The sequence below is a fragment of the Methylobacterium sp. Leaf112 genome (genome assembly GCF_001423295.1).
Lineage (GTDB): Bacteria > Pseudomonadota > Alphaproteobacteria > Rhizobiales > Beijerinckiaceae > Methylobacterium.
The window spans coordinates 99016-112621 of sequence record NZ_LMNG01000001.1; the positions used below are offsets into that span (position 1 = coordinate 99016).

Consider the following 13606-nt stretch of genomic DNA (forward strand, 5'->3'; position numbering starts at 1 on the left):
GTGAAAGGCACGAGAGGCTCGACACCCATGGCCATCAGTCTGCAGGCACCTGACATCCGGGAACTGAAGCCCCGCATCACCGTCTTCGGCGTCGGTGGAGCCGGCGGCAACGCCGTCAACAACATGATCGAATCCGGCCTGCTCGGCTGCGAGTTCGTCGTCGCCAACACGGATGCCCAGGCCCTCACCTCCTCCAAGGCCGAGCGCGTGATCCAGATGGGTCTCGGCGTGACGCAGGGGCTCGGCGCCGGCTCGCACCCGGAGGTCGGCTCGGCCGCCGCCGACGAGGTCATCGACGAGATCCGCGACCAGCTGTCCGGCGCCCACATGTGCTTCATCACCGCCGGCATGGGCGGCGGCACCGGCACCGGTGCGGCCCCCGTCATCGCCCGCGCGGCCCGCGACATGGGCATCCTCACCGTCGGCGTCGTCACCAAGCCCTTCCAGTTCGAGGGCGTGCGCCGGATGCGCACGGCGGAGGCCGGCATCCAGGAGCTCCAGGCCGCCGTCGACACGCTCATCGTGATCCCGAACCAGAACCTGTTCCGGGTCGCCAACGAGAAGACCACCTTCGCCGACGCCTTCGCCATGGCCGACCAGGTGCTCTACTCGGGCGTCGCCTGCATCACCGACCTCATGGTCAAGGAAGGCCTCATCAACCTCGACTTCGCCGACGTCCGCGCGATCATGCGCGGCATGGGCAAGGCCATGATGGGCACCGGCGAGGCCTCCGGTGAGAACCGCGCCAACCGGGCGGCGGAAGCGGCCATCGCCAACCCGCTCCTCGACGACGTGTCGATGAAGGGCGCCCGCGGCCTGCTGATCTCCATCACGGGCGGCAACGACCTCACCCTCTACGAGCTCGACGAGGCCGCCACCCGCATCCGCGAGGAGGTCGACTCGGACGCCAACATCATCCTCGGCGCCACCTTCGACGAGAGCCTCGACGGCATCATCCGCGTCTCCGTGGTCGCCACCGGCATCGAGCCGGCCCTGATCACGGCCCATTCGCAGAACAACCCCGAGATCCAGCAGACCGAGCAGCGGATCGCCGAGGTGGCCGAGCGGCTTCGGGCGGAAGCGAGGGCCCGGGCGGCGCAGCCCGCCACCACCTTTCGCGCCCCCGGACAAGACCAGCCCCTGACCGCTCCCGCGGCCGCCCCGGTCGTCGCCCCCGTCGCTCCGGCGCCGGTCCAGGCTCCGCGCCCCGCCCTGCCGGAGGCCATGGCCCCCGTCGAGCCGGTACGGATGGAGATGGCCCCCGTCATCCGCGACGAGGTCGTGCTGACCCAGACCCAGCCCCGCGCCGCCATGGCGTACGAGCCGGCCCCTCTGCCGCTGCCGGAGCCGGCTCCCCTCCAGGCCGCCGGCCCGTTCGTGCCGCCGCGCCCGGCCGTTGCCGTCGCCCGCGCGCCGCGCATGCCGCAGATCCAGGACCTGCCGATGCCGGCCCAGGCCCAGCTCCGCGCCAGCCGCGGCGAAGAGCCGGCGGAGCCCGCCGCCGATACCAAGCGGATGACGCTCCTGCGCCGCCTCGCCACCGTCGGCTTCGGCGGACGCCGCGAGGAGGCCGAGGCCGCCCCCGTGCCGGTGCCGGTGCGCGCTCCGGCCAGCCCGGTGCCGCAGGCCCCCGCCGATTACGCCAAGCGGGCGCCCGCGCCCGTCGCCCAGGGCTACCGCCCGGCCCAGGGCAACCTCGACCCGCAGGGCCGGGTACAGGCCCCGCAGGCCCGGATGATGGACGACGATCAGCTCGAGATCCCGGCCTTCCTCCGTCGCCAGGCCAACTGAACGCCCCGGACGGGGCCCATCTCCGTCCGGCCTGATGTGTTTTTGCAACGCACCCGGGGTCTTGCGACCTCGGGTGACGTGTGTGGTCAAGCGATTGATTGCGCAGAGGTTTTTCGATCGCTCTCCAAACGCTGCATTGTAACACAGCGTAAGAATCCGTGATTTGGTCCCGGTTTGGGGCGGGGCTATACGAATTTTGGAACGAAAAGCGCGGCGGTTTCGCCGCCCGCGCTCGCGGGGCTTCAAGCAGCGGACGGATCACGGGAACGACTTGCCTCCCTCGAAGGAGGCCTGCGTTCGATCACGGCCGAGGGCTATGGAATGCGAACGAACCATCAAACGACACTCAAGGCACCGGCCACCCTCAGGGGGATCGGCGTGCATTCCGGGAACCCGGCGGAGATCACCCTCCACCCCGTGCCGGCGAACCACGGAATCGCGTTCCTCCGCACCGGCATGCCCACCGGCAACGATCGCCTCATCAAAGCCCACCACGCCTGCGTGTCCGCCACCGAACTCTGCACCGTCATCGGCGATGTCCAGACGGGCGCCGTGGCCACCATCGAGCACCTGATGTCCGCCCTCTACGGGCTCGGGCTCGACAACGTCCTCGTCGAGATCGACGGCCCCGAGATGCCGATCCTCGACGGCAGCGCCCGTCCCTTCGTGCAGGCCATCGACGCCGTCGGCCTCACCACCTGCGGCGCCGCCCGGCGCTGGATCAAGGTGCTGCGCCCCGTCCGCATCGAGGTGGACCGCGCCTTCGCCGAGCTCCGCCCCATCGACCGCGGCTTCCGCCTCGACGTGGAGATCGATTTCGAGAACCCGGTGATCGGCCGCAGCCGCAAGGCCATGGACCTCACCCCCTCCGCCTATCGCCGCGAGATCGCGGGCGCGCGCACCTTCGGGATGATGCGCGACGTCGAACGCTACTGGAAGGCCGGGTTTGCCCTGGGCGCCTCCCTCGAGAACACCGTCGCGGTGGGCGAGACGGCGGTCGTGAACCCCGAGGGCCTGCGCTACGCCGACGAGTTCGTCCGCCACAAGTTCCTCGACGCCGTCGGAGACCTCGCGCTTGCCGGCCTGCCGCTCCAGGGCGCCTACCGCTCCTATTGCGGCGGCCACCGCATGAACGTCGGCGTGCTGACCGCCCTGTTCTCCGACCGGGCCAACTACGCCATCGTCGAAGCCGCCAGCCCGCGCCGCGAGACCAGCCTCGCCGAATTCGGCAACAGCCTCGGCCTCGCCGCCTTCGCGGGCGAACTCTGACAGCGGGACCTGTAGCGGGCCTGCAACATCCGGTCCGCAAATCGGTGGGCTCAGGGCACAGGCCGGGCCGGCCGCCGTTTTCACGCCCAAATCGCGCGCCACGGTGAATCGTCCGTGAAACGGGGCAAGGTCCGCTGGGCAACGCAGCCGGACCGTGGCATCACGCCGTCAGCCACGCGACCGACACCTGTGATGGCTTGACGACGCGCGTCCCGAGCGGGCCGCCTGTTGGGGGAAGTACCTGAATGCGCCTCACTCATCCGAACCGCGGTGCGATGGCGGCCGTGCTTCTCACGCTCTGCGGCGTGGGCCTCGGCGGCTGCGACGCCCTCGATTCGATCAACCCCTTCGCCGAGAAGTACAAGCCGGAAGTCGTGCCGGATGTTCCCGCCGACAAGCTCTACAGCGACGGCCTGGCGCGGATGGAGGACAAGGACTACGAGGGCGCCTCGAAGAAATTCGGCGAGCTCGACAAGGCCTACAGCTATTCCGACTGGTCGCGCCGCGCGCTGCTGATGACGGCCTACTCGAACTACGAGGGCCAGAAGTACGACGACGCTATCTCGGCCTCGAAGCGCTACCTCCAGCGCCACCCGGCGAGCAAGGACGCGGCCTACGCCCAGTACCTGATGGCGATGTCGCACTACAAGCAGATCCCCGACGTGACCCGCGATCAGGATCGCTCGGAGAAGGCGCTCGCCGGACTGCAGGAGCTCGTCCAGAAGTATCCGACCTCGGAATACGCGACCGACGCCAAGGCCAAGATCCAGATCACCCGCGACCAGCTCGCCGGCAAGGAGATGGAGGTCGGCCGCTTCTACCTCGAGCGTCGCAACTTCCCCGCCGCCATCAACCGCTTCCGCGATGTGGTGAGCAAGTACCAGACGACCCGCCACGCGGAGGAAGCGCTGGAGCGCCTCGTCGAGGCCTATATGGCGCTCGGCATCACCGCCGAGGCGCAGACAGCCGCCGCCGTGCTGGGCCACAACTTCCCCGACAGCCCCTGGTACAAGGACGCCTTCGCGCTCCTGCAGAACGGCGGCCTGGAGCCGCGCGAGGAAAAGTCCTCGTGGCTGAGCAAAGTCTATCGCGGCGTCGTCGGCCGGACCGCCGAAGCGCAGTGATCCGGCCTGGCGGCCCCACCCGGGGCCGTCGTTCTGCGGAGCGCGTGCGTCCCCGCCGCCGGAGGCGGGTGATTTCGTCCCGCCCCGAATCCCGCTAAGAGATCCTCACACATGGCTCCCGCACCCGTCGCTGCGGGGGAGAATGCCTCCAGGGCGTTTCGTGAGGCACCCAGACGTGGCCACCGTTTTCAACAGGGCCGAATCCGCGGCATGCTGAGCCAGCTCGCGATCCGCGACATCGTCCTCATCGACAAGCTCGACCTGAACTTTCGCGAGGGCCTCAGCGTCCTGACCGGCGAGACGGGGGCGGGCAAGTCGATCTTGCTCGACGCCTTCGCCCTGGCGCTCGGCGGGCGCGGCGACGGCCGGCTCGTGCGCCACGGCGAGGCGCAGGGCGCCGTGACCGCCGTGTTCGACATCGGCCTCGACCACCCCGCCCGGGCGCTGGCCGCGCAGGCCGACCTCGACACCGAGGGCGATCTCATCCTGCGCCGCATCCAGATGGCCGACGGCCGCACCCGGGCCTTCGTCAACGACCAGCCCGTGGGCGTGCAGGTCCTGCGCGCCATCGGCCTCGCCCTCGTGGAGATTCACGGCCAGCACGACGATCGCGCGCTCGCCGATCCGGGGACGCATCGCGCCATCCTCGACGCCTTCGGTGGCCTCCAGGCGCCCCTCGGTCAGGTGAGCGACGCCGCCAAGCGCGTGCGCGCCGCCCGCGCCAGCCTCGCCGAGCACCGGGCCCGGGTGGAGGCCGCGCGCAAGGAGGTCGACTTCCTGCGCCACGCCGTGGACGAGCTGGAGACCCTCGATCCGAAGGCCGGGGAGGAGACGGCCCTGGCCGAGCGCCGCACGGTGATGCAGCAGGGCGAGAAGGTCGCCCGTGAACTCAACGAGGCCATCGAGGCGTCGGGTGGTCCGGGCGTCGCCCACCTCTCCTCCGCCCTGCGCAAGCTCGAGCGTCGGGCCGGACAGTTGCCCGCCCTGGTCGAGCCCTGCGTCGCCGCCCTCGATGCCGCCCTGACGGCCCTCGACGAGGCCCATACGGTTCTGGACGCCGCCTTGCGCGAGGCCGAGTTCGACCCGCGCGAGTTGGAGCGGGTCGAGGAGCGGCTGTTCGCGCTCCGCGCCGCATCGCGAAAGTACGACGTGCCCGTGGACGATCTCGCGGCGCTGCGCGAGCGCTACGCGTCGGACGTCGCTGCCATCGATGCCGGCGAGGAGGCCCTCGGCGGCCTGGAAAAGACCCTGGCGGGGGCCGAGGCCGCCTACGCCAAGGCGGCGACGAAGCTCACCGAAGGGCGCCGCAGGGCGGCCAAGGCCCTCGACGCGGCGGTGAAGGGCGAGTTGCCGCCGCTCAAGCTCGAACGCGCCCGCTTCATCACCGAGATCAGCACCGACCCGGACTCGCGGGATGCCGCGGGCTACGACCGCGTCGAGTTCTGGGCGCAGACCAATCCCGGTACCCGGCCCGGGCCGATGATGAAGGTCGCGTCCGGCGGCGAGCTGTCGCGCTTCATGCTCGCCCTCAAGGTCGTGCTCGCCGACAAGGGCTCGGCGCCGACCCTGATCTTCGACGAGATCGACACCGGCGTCGGCGGGGCCGTGGCCGACGCCATCGGCGCCCGCCTGGGGCGCCTCGCCACCCGGGTTCAGGTGGTGGCCGTCACCCACGCGCCTCAGGTGGCCGCCCGGGCCGAGACCCATTTCCTCATCGCCAAGGACCCGGTGAAGGGCAGCGACCGCGTCGCCACCCGGGTCGCGTCCCTGGCCGCCCCGGCCCGGCGCGAGGAGATCGCCCGGATGCTCGCCGGCGCCACCGTGACCGACGAGGCCCGCGCCGCGGCCGCCCGCCTGCTTCAATCGGCGGATGCGTGATGCACCTGGGACACGGACAGCGTTAAGATTTTGTTTACCATGATCGCGGACTCTCACGTGGTGACGGGCACGCGCCTGATTCGGCGTCGGCGTTGAACATCGCTCGAGACGAGGGACTGCGACGTGGACCAGAGAATCACCGGAATGGGCATGGACCACGAACACGACGGGGACGCGCATCCCACGCTGACCGACGAGACGCGCTACCGCCTCGGCAACGCCCTGCGCTCCCTCTACGAGGAGACCTGCGACACGCTGCCGATCCCCGACAGCCAGATCGACCTCCTGCTGCGACTGCGCCACAAGGAGCGCGACCGCCGCCGGATGGACTGAACGCCCCCGGACTGCGCGGGCCTACCAGCGCCGCGCGCCCGGCTGTCGCCGATATTCCGCCGCCCGGATCAGGGTGAGCACCCGATCGAGGTCGAGCAGGGCTTCGCGCTCCTCGGTGCCGGCCTGCGCGATCGCCTCCGCATTCGTACCGAATTGCTGCTGCTGCTGAACGAGGACGAGCCTGCGCTCGAGGGCCTCGCGCTGCACGTGGAGGTCGAGGAACGCGCCCTCGCCCGGATCGCCCACCGGATCGCCGCCCGACGGCGCCTCTTCGCGGTCCGCTTCGTTCATCGCCATCGTTTCCCCCGAGCCGCATCGTGCCACCACACGGCGCCAAGACACGGTGCTGAGCGCAGGTGTTGCCAACGCACGAAGTCCAAGGACCGTGCCATTCGGCCGCGCCACCGCGGGGAATGGGCGGGCGCTGTCATCCGTATGTCACGTCGTGGTCATAGAGCCGCACCATCGGGCGGCTAACGGGTCGTGGCGGATCGAGGGCGCGCGGATCGCGCGGGCCCTTCGGTCCCCCCTCCCGCTCGACAGACACGGAGAGCCTCGTGAAACCCTTCGCCTACGCGCTTGCCCTCGGGCTCGCGACCGCCCAGCTCGCCACCTCCGCCCTGGCTGCCGACATCACGGGTGCTGGCGCAACCTTCCCGTTCCCGGTCTATTCCAAGTGGGCCGAGGCCTACCGCAAGGAAAGCGGCATGGGCCTGAACTACCAGTCCATCGGCTCGGGCGGCGGCATCAAGCAGATCCAGGCCAAGACCGTCGATTTCGGCGCCACCGACGCGCCCCTGAAGGGACCGGCCCTCGAGAAGGACGGCCTCGTCCAGTTCCCCACCGTGATGGGCGGCGTCGTCCCCGTGGTGAACATCCCGGGCATCGAGCCGGGCAAGCTCAAGCTCACCGGCGAGATCGTCGCCGACATCTATGCCGGCAAGATCGCCAAGTGGTCGGATGCCCGCATCGCCAAGCTCAACGAAGGCGTGAAGCTCCCCGACGCCAACATCACCCCGGTCTACCGCTCGGATGCGTCCGGCACGACCAACATCTTCACCACCTACCTCTCCCAGGTCTCCGAGCCCTGGAAGAAGGAGTTCGGTGCCGCCACCACGGTGAGCTGGCCCGTGGGCCAGGGCGGCAAGGGCAACGAGGGCGTCACCGCCACCGTCAAGCAGGTCCCCAACGCCATCGGCTACGTCGAGTCCGCCTACGCCAAGCAGAACAAGCTCAGCCACACCCTGCTCCAGAACAAGGCCGGCAAGTTCCCGCAGCCCGACGACAAGGCGTTCCAGGCCGCAGCCGCCAGCGCCGACTGGAAGTCCGCCCCCGGTTTCGGCATCTCGCTGACCGACCAGGCCGGCGAGGACGCCTGGCCGATCACCGCCGCGACCTTCATCCTCGTCTACCGCGAGCCGGCCGACGCGGCCAAGACCGCGGACGTGCTCAAGTTCTTCGACTGGGCCTACAAGAACGGCGACAAGCTCGCCGTCGACCTCGACTACGTGCCGCTGCCCGACAACGTCGTCGGCCTGATCCACGAGGCCTGGAAGACCATCAAGACCAAGGATGGCAAGCCCGTCTACAACGACTGAGCCCTCCTCCACGGAGGATAGGTGATCCATCGACGGGCCCGGTGCATGCGCCGGGCCCGTCCCATGGGCGAAAGTGGGCCCGGCGACGGTGGGCTCGCGTCGGGGCACGCCGCGCTGTAGACGCCGCAGAGAGAAGAGACGATTTCGGATGGGCGCCTTGACTGAACAGATCTCCCTGACGCGGACCGCCGCTCCGGCCCGGCGCAAGCCCGGCGGCCTCGGCGACACCCTGTTTCGGACCGCCTCCTACGCCTCGGCGATCCTCGTCCTCCTCGTTCTCTTCGGCATCCTCGCCTCCATCGCGTATGGCGGCTGGCCGGCCTTCGCCGAGTTCGGCCCCGGCTTCATCACCTCGAGCGCCTGGAACATCGGCCAGGAGCAATACGGTGCCTTCGTCGCCATCGTGGGCACCCTGGCCTCGGCGATCCTCGCTCTCCTCATCGGCGTGCCGCTGTCCCTCGGCATCGCCATCTACCTGACGCAGCTCTGCCCCGGCTGGGCGCGCAAGCCCGTGGCGATGACCATCGAGCTCCTCGCCTCGGTGCCGAGCATCATCTACGGCATGTGGGGCCTGTTCATCTTCGCGCCCCTGTTCGCCCGCTTCGTGCAGATGCCGGTGTCGAACCTCGTGGAGGGGATGCCCATCGTCGGCACCCTGTTCTACGCCCGCGTGCCCTCGGGCGTCGGCATCCTCACCGCCGGCATCATCCTCGCCATCATGATCGTGCCGTTCGTGGCCTCGATCACCCGCGACATGCTCGACCAGATCCCGACGGTGCTGCGCGAGAGCGCCTACGGCATCGGCTGCACCACCTGGGAGGTGGTGCGCCACGTCCTCGTGCCCCAGGCCTCGGTCTCGATCATCGGCGCGATCATGCTCGGCCTCGGCCGCGCCCTCGGCGAGACCATGGCGGTGACCTTCGTCATCGGCAACGCCAACCGCCTCTCGGCCTCGGTGTTCGATCCGGGCTCCACCATCGCGTCCCGCATCGCCAACGAGTTCAACGAGGCCGACGGCCTGCAGCTGAACTCCCTGATGGCGCTCGGCTGCATCCTGTTCGTCATCACCTTCCTCGTCCTGATCGTCGCCCGCCTGCTCGTCCGGCGCGTGAAGGTCGCTTGAGTCCGGCCGGAGACACCACCATGGACGCGCTCAACACCGTCACCGCCGCGCCGCCCCTCCAGGCGAGCCGGGTCCGCTCGGGACGCCGGGTCGCCGACAAGCTGCTCATCGGCGCCAGCACGGTCGCGACCCTCATCGGCATCCTCGTGCTCGGCTCGATCCTGGCCATGCTGATCATCGAGGGCGTGAAGGGGTTCTCGCCGCTCCTCTTCACCGAGCCGACGCCCGGGCCCGGCTCCGAGGGCGGCGGCATCGCCAACGCGATCCTCGGCAGTCTGGTGATGACCTTCCTGGGCATCCTGGTCGCGACGCCGGTGGGCGTCATGGCCGGCACCTTCCTCGCGGAGTACGGCCGCAACTCGAAGCTCGCCGACCTCATCCGCTTCCTCAACGACATCCTGCTCTCGGCACCCTCCATCCTCATCGGCCTGTTCGTCTACACCCTGATGGTGCGGCCCATGGGGAGCTACTCGGGCTGGGCCGGCGCCGTGGCGCTCGCCATCATCGCCACCCCGGTCATCGTCCGCACCACCGAGGACATGCTGCGCCTCGTGCCCTCGACCCTGCGCGAGGCCGGCGCGGCGCTCGGGGCCCCGCCCTCCAAGGTGATCACCGCCATCACGTGGCGCGGGGCCTCCGCCGGCATCGTCACCGGCATCATCCTGGCGCTCGCCCGCATCGCCGGCGAGACCGCGCCGCTCCTGTTCACGGCGCTCAACAACAACAGCTGGTTCTCACCCAACCTCATGGGCGGCGTGCCGAACCTGCCGGTGATGATCTACCAGTTCGCCCTCTCGCCCTACGGCAACTGGCAGCAACTCGCCTGGGCCGGCGCCCTCCTGATCACCGTCACGATCCTCGCCCTCTCGATCGTGGCCCGCTTCGTCATCAAGAGCGAGCGCGCGCGCTGATCCGCGCCCCGTTCGCCCCGCCCCCGTTCGACCTGAAGGACCCGCAACCGATGAACGCCGCCAACGGGATCACCTCCGCGCAGCTCACCGGCCGCCACAAGGCGGACGAGAGTTCCCCCGTCCGCATCGCCGTGAAGGATCTGAACTTCTACTACGGCACCTTCCACGGCCTGAAATCCGTGAACCTCAACTTCCACGACCGGCAGGTCACCGCACTCATCGGTCCGTCGGGCTGCGGGAAATCGACCCTGCTGCGCACCTTCAACCGCATCTACAGCCTCTACCCCGACCAGCGCGCCGAAGGGGAGATCCTGCTCGACGGCCAGAACGTCCTCGACGCCAGGGTCGACCTGAACGAGCTGCGCTCGCGCATCGGCATGGTGTTCCAGAAGCCGACGCCGTTCCCGATGTCGATCTACGACAACGTCGCCTTCGGCCTGCGCCTCTACGAGAAGCTGCCGAAAGCCGACCTCGACGTGCGCGTGGAGGAGTCCCTGCGCAAGGCTGCCCTGTGGGACGAGGTGAAGGACAAGCTCAAGCAGTCCGGCATGGGCCTCTCGGGCGGCCAGCAGCAGCGCCTGTGCATCGCCCGCACGGTGGCGCAGCGCCCCGAGGTGATCCTGTTCGACGAGCCGACCTCGGCCCTCGACCCGATCTCGACGGGCCGCATCGAAGAGCTCATCGAGCAGCTGCGGTCCGAATTCACCATCGTCATCGTCACGCACAACATGCAGCAGGCGGCGCGCATCTCGCAGTTCACGGCGTTCATGTATCTCGGCGAACTCGTCGAGTTCGGTCCGACCACGCGGATCTTCATGAACCCCGAGAAGCGCCAGACCCAGGACTACATCACCGGCCGCTTCGGCTGATTTCTTGGGAGAGGGGGCGGCCCCTCCGCCGCAGCCCGCCCCACCCCGCCCTGTGGCAGGTTTCCCCGAACGAGACCTGACCGAGGAGTGCGACATGCCCGACCACATCGTCAGTTCCTACGACACCGACCTCGAAGACCTGCGCCGGTCCATCTCCGAGATGGGCGGCATCGCCGAGAAGATGATGACGGAGGCGAGCGACGCCCTCGTGCGCCGCGACGTGCCCCTGGCCCAGGCGGTCATCGCCGCCGATCACCGCCTCGACACCCTGCAGCGCGAGATCGAGGAGCGCTCGATCCTGCTCATCGCCCGGCGCCAGCCCATGGCCATCGACCTGCGCGAGACCGTGTCGGCGATCCGGGTCTCGAACGACCTCGAGCGCATCGGCGATCTCGCCAAGAACGTCGCCAAGCGCGTGGTGGCGATCGCGGACCAGATCCAGCCGCAAAAGATCGTCATCGGCGTCCAGCACATGAGCGACCTGGTGCAGGAGCAGCTCAAGGACGTCCTCGACGCCTATGCCAGCCGCGACACCAAGGCGGCCCTCGACGTGTGGGAGCGCGACGACGCCATCGACGCCCTGTACAACTCGCTGTTTCGCGAGCTCCTGACCTACATGATGGAGGATCCGCGCAACATCTCGTTCTGTACGCACCTGCTGTTCGTCGCCAAGAACATCGAGCGTATCGGCGACCACACCACCAACATCGCCGAGACGATTCACTACCTCGTCACCGGCGCCAACAGCCTGGCGGAGAGCGATCGTCCCAAGAACGACGCCTCGAACTACGCCACGGTGGACATGCCGCCCCTCGGCCTGACCACGGGGGCCTGAGGGGAGCCCTCGTCGAGGGCGCGAAAGACCAAGGGTTCGAGCCCTGCCCGCCCCGCCATGGGTCGGGCAGGGTTCCGGGCCGCATGAGCGGGCGGTTGTGATGAGTACGCGGATCCTCATCGTCGAGGACGAGGAGGCCCTGACCCTCCTGTTGCGCTATAATCTCGAGGCCGAAGGGTTCGAGGTCGATTCCGCCGCGCGCGGCGACGAGGCCGACCTGCGGATGCAGGAGCAGGTGCCCGACCTCGTGCTGCTCGACTGGATGCTGCCCGGCCTGTCGGGGATCGAGCTGTGCCGCCGGATCCGGGCGCGCCGGGAGACCGAGCGCCTGCCGGTGATCATGCTGACGGCCCGGGGCGAGGAGGGCGACCGCATCCGTGGCCTCGGCACCGGGGCCGACGACTATATCGTCAAGCCGTTCTCCGTGCCGGAACTGCTCGCCCGCGTGCGCGCGCTCCTGCGCCGGGCCAAGCCGGCCCACGTGGCCAACCTGCTGGTGGCCGGCGACATCGAGCTCGACCGTCTCAGCCACCGCATCCGCCGCGAGGGCCGCGAGATCCATCTCGGTCCGACGGAGTTCAAGCTCCTCGAATTCCTCATGCGCAGTCCCGGGCGCGTGTTCTCGCGCGAGCAGCTGCTCGACGGCGTCTGGGGGCACGACGTCTACATCGACGAGCGTACCGTGGACGTGCACGTCGGGCGTTTGCGCAAGGCCCTGAACCGGCCCCGGCAGAGCGACCCGATCCGCACGGTCCGGGGCTCGGGCTACTCGTTCGACGAGATGTTCGCCGGCACCGAGTGACGCGCCGGCCGCAAGCGCGGAGCGTGACCCGCTCGGATTCCCGGCGGCACGACGATCGCGATCGCCTCAGCGAAATCCGCCGACCCTGCGGTCGCGCTTGCGCTCGGCCGCCGGCTGGTAGGCGATCTGGGCGTGGTGGGTGCAGTAGGGCAGGCCGGTGATGGCGCGGTCGCCGCAATAGTGGAAATCGGGCGACGTCGGGTCCCCGAGGGGCCAGCGACACATGGATTCGCGCAGATCCATGATCGTGACCCTGCGCGAGGCCGCCAAGCCCACGGCCTCGATCCGGGCCACGGGCACCGGCGCGGCGCGCGTATCCGCGGGAGCGGGCTGCATCGCGACGACGGATCCGGCCTCGACCGCCGCGGTTCCGGACGGTTCGCTGTCCCGGCCCACGGTCCCGAGCATGGGGGCATCGATGCCGAGCCCTTGGATTTCGGTGTCCCGATGCCCGGTCTCGTGGTCCGCGGATTCCGGTTGTCCGGGCTCCTGGCCCGCGCCCTCGCGGGCCGGCTTCTTGCGGGGGAGGGTGTCGGGCCCTTTCGCCACGCGGCCGGACAGGCCGAGACGATGGACCTTGCCGATGACGGCGTTGCGGGTCACGCCACCGAGTTGCGTGGCGACCTGGCTCGCGCTCAGGCCGTCCTGCCACAGGCGACGCAGGAGATCGACGCGCTCGTCCGACCAGCTCGGAACCGTTTCGGTCATCGCCCCCTCCGACATCGTGCACCGATCACCGCATGTATCACGGGCGCGAAGGACCGGCGGCGGAGCTCCGCAGCGTAAGGTCCCGGGACCGGACAGGTGACGTTCGCCTCGGGCTCTCTTCGGCGACGGTCGAACCGTACAGGAGCGCCCGAGTCCGAGGCAAGAGCGGCCTTGACCGCGTCCGGGCGGGCGACGGGGTTTTCACCGTCAAAGCCAAGTTGGCAAACCCAGGTTTGCAAGGACGAGTTCGCAAAGCCGTGCCCGGCTCTCTCCGCCGCGAGGGACTCGCATTGCCGGTGGGTGACGGGCGGCCTATCTGACGGGCAGTCCATGCGTGCCGAACGGTGCGCCGGTCCGACCCCGCC

Annotated in this window: 13 protein-coding genes; 11 read left to right on the forward strand and 2 right to left on the reverse strand. The window is 69.5% G+C overall.

All coding sequences use genetic code 11. From position 1 onward, the window contains the following. Positions 1-27: 27 nt before the first annotated feature. The 5 genes from ftsZ (at position 28) to ASF52_RS00435 (ending at position 6395) form a co-directional block, all read left to right on the forward strand. The gene (ftsZ, locus tag ASF52_RS00415) at positions 28-1791 is read left to right on the forward strand and encodes a cell division protein FtsZ (RefSeq protein ID WP_056165857.1); all 1764 of its coding nucleotides are present in this window, start codon (positions 28-30) and stop codon (positions 1789-1791) included. 321 nt (positions 1792-2112) lie between these two features. Then, the gene (lpxC, locus tag ASF52_RS00420) at positions 2113-3060 is read left to right on the forward strand and encodes a UDP-3-O-acyl-N-acetylglucosamine deacetylase (RefSeq protein WP_056165860.1); all 948 of its coding nucleotides are present in this window, start codon (positions 2113-2115) and stop codon (positions 3058-3060) included. A 245-nt stretch (positions 3061-3305) separates the two neighbouring features. After that, a complete protein-coding gene (locus tag ASF52_RS00425) occupies positions 3306-4184 on the forward strand; it encodes an outer membrane protein assembly factor BamD (RefSeq protein WP_056165863.1) in 879 nt (292 codons plus the stop codon). A gap of 210 nt (positions 4185-4394) precedes the next feature. Continuing rightward, positions 4395-6062 (forward strand): DNA repair protein RecN, encoded by a 1668-nt coding sequence (gene recN, locus ASF52_RS00430; protein ID WP_056165866.1) that lies wholly within the window; start codon positions 4395-4397, stop codon positions 6060-6062. A 150-nt stretch (positions 6063-6212) separates the two neighbouring features. Further along, positions 6213-6395, forward strand: a complete 183-nt coding sequence (locus ASF52_RS00435; RefSeq protein WP_244473096.1) for a hypothetical protein — start codon at positions 6213-6215, stop codon at positions 6393-6395. 21 nt (positions 6396-6416) lie between these two features. Here the strand turns inward: ASF52_RS00435 and ASF52_RS00440 are convergent, their stop codons facing one another. Further along, entirely contained in the window at positions 6417-6686 is a 270-nt protein-coding gene (locus ASF52_RS00440; protein ID WP_200918677.1) for a hypothetical protein, read from the reverse strand. A gap of 266 nt (positions 6687-6952) precedes the next feature. On the opposite strand from ASF52_RS00440, the gene pstS reads away from it, so the two are divergent. The 6 genes from pstS (at position 6953) to phoB (ending at position 12533) form a co-directional block, all read left to right on the forward strand. Continuing rightward, a complete protein-coding gene (gene pstS, locus ASF52_RS00445) occupies positions 6953-7993 on the forward strand; it encodes a phosphate ABC transporter substrate-binding protein PstS (RefSeq protein ID WP_056165875.1) in 1041 nt (346 codons plus the stop codon). Positions 7994-8141: 148 nt separating this feature from the next. Next, complete coding sequence (gene pstC, locus ASF52_RS00450; RefSeq protein WP_056165877.1) at positions 8142-9116, forward strand: phosphate ABC transporter permease subunit PstC; 975 nt, start codon at positions 8142-8144, stop codon at positions 9114-9116. Between the two features lie 20 nt (positions 9117-9136). Next, a complete protein-coding gene (gene pstA, locus ASF52_RS00455; RefSeq protein WP_056165880.1) occupies positions 9137-10027 on the forward strand; it encodes a phosphate ABC transporter permease PstA in 891 nt (296 codons plus the stop codon). Between the two features lie 50 nt (positions 10028-10077). Further along, on the forward strand, positions 10078-10896 hold the full coding sequence (gene pstB / locus ASF52_RS00460) for a phosphate ABC transporter ATP-binding protein PstB (RefSeq protein ID WP_056165883.1): 819 nt from the start codon (positions 10078-10080) through the stop codon (positions 10894-10896). A gap of 94 nt (positions 10897-10990) precedes the next feature. Then, positions 10991-11731, forward strand: a complete 741-nt coding sequence (gene phoU / locus ASF52_RS00465; RefSeq protein WP_056165889.1) for a phosphate signaling complex protein PhoU — start codon at positions 10991-10993, stop codon at positions 11729-11731. 100 nt (positions 11732-11831) lie between these two features. Then, a complete protein-coding gene (gene phoB / locus ASF52_RS00470) occupies positions 11832-12533 on the forward strand; it encodes a phosphate regulon transcriptional regulator PhoB (protein WP_056165894.1) in 702 nt (233 codons plus the stop codon). Positions 12534-12599: 66 nt separating this feature from the next. On the opposite strand, the gene ASF52_RS00475 is transcribed toward phoB, so the two are convergent. Further along, positions 12600-13241 (reverse strand): GcrA family cell cycle regulator, encoded by a 642-nt coding sequence (locus ASF52_RS00475; RefSeq protein WP_056165897.1) that lies wholly within the window; start codon positions 13239-13241, stop codon positions 12600-12602. Positions 13242-13606 lie beyond the last annotated feature (365 nt).

Bases quoted from the DNA above. Each gene is read 5' to 3' on its own strand.
- ftsZ (WP_056165857.1), top strand. From the start codon at position 28: ATGGCCATCAGTCTGCAGGCACCTGACATCCGGGAACTGAAGCCCCGC.
- lpxC (WP_056165860.1), top strand. From the start codon at position 2,113: ATGCGAACGAACCATCAAACGACACTCAAGGCACCGGCCACCCTCAGG.
- ASF52_RS00425 (WP_056165863.1), top strand. From the start codon at position 3,306: ATGCGCCTCACTCATCCGAACCGCGGTGCGATGGCGGCCGTGCTTCTC.
- recN (WP_056165866.1), top strand. From the start codon at position 4,395: ATGCTGAGCCAGCTCGCGATCCGCGACATCGTCCTCATCGACAAGCTC.
- ASF52_RS00435 (WP_244473096.1), top strand. From the start codon at position 6,213: ATGGACCACGAACACGACGGGGACGCGCATCCCACGCTGACCGACGAG.
- ASF52_RS00440 (WP_200918677.1), bottom strand. From the start codon at position 6,686: ATGAACGAAGCGGACCGCGAAGAGGCGCCGTCGGGCGGCGATCCGGTG.
- pstC (WP_056165877.1), top strand. From the start codon at position 8,142: ATGGGCGCCTTGACTGAACAGATCTCCCTGACGCGGACCGCCGCTCCG.
- pstA (WP_056165880.1), top strand. From the start codon at position 9,137: ATGGACGCGCTCAACACCGTCACCGCCGCGCCGCCCCTCCAGGCGAGC.
- pstB (WP_056165883.1), top strand. From the start codon at position 10,078: ATGAACGCCGCCAACGGGATCACCTCCGCGCAGCTCACCGGCCGCCAC.
- phoU (WP_056165889.1), top strand. From the start codon at position 10,991: ATGCCCGACCACATCGTCAGTTCCTACGACACCGACCTCGAAGACCTG.
- phoB (WP_056165894.1), top strand. From the start codon at position 11,832: ATGAGTACGCGGATCCTCATCGTCGAGGACGAGGAGGCCCTGACCCTC.
- ASF52_RS00475 (WP_056165897.1), bottom strand. From the start codon at position 13,241: ATGACCGAAACGGTTCCGAGCTGGTCGGACGAGCGCGTCGATCTCCTG.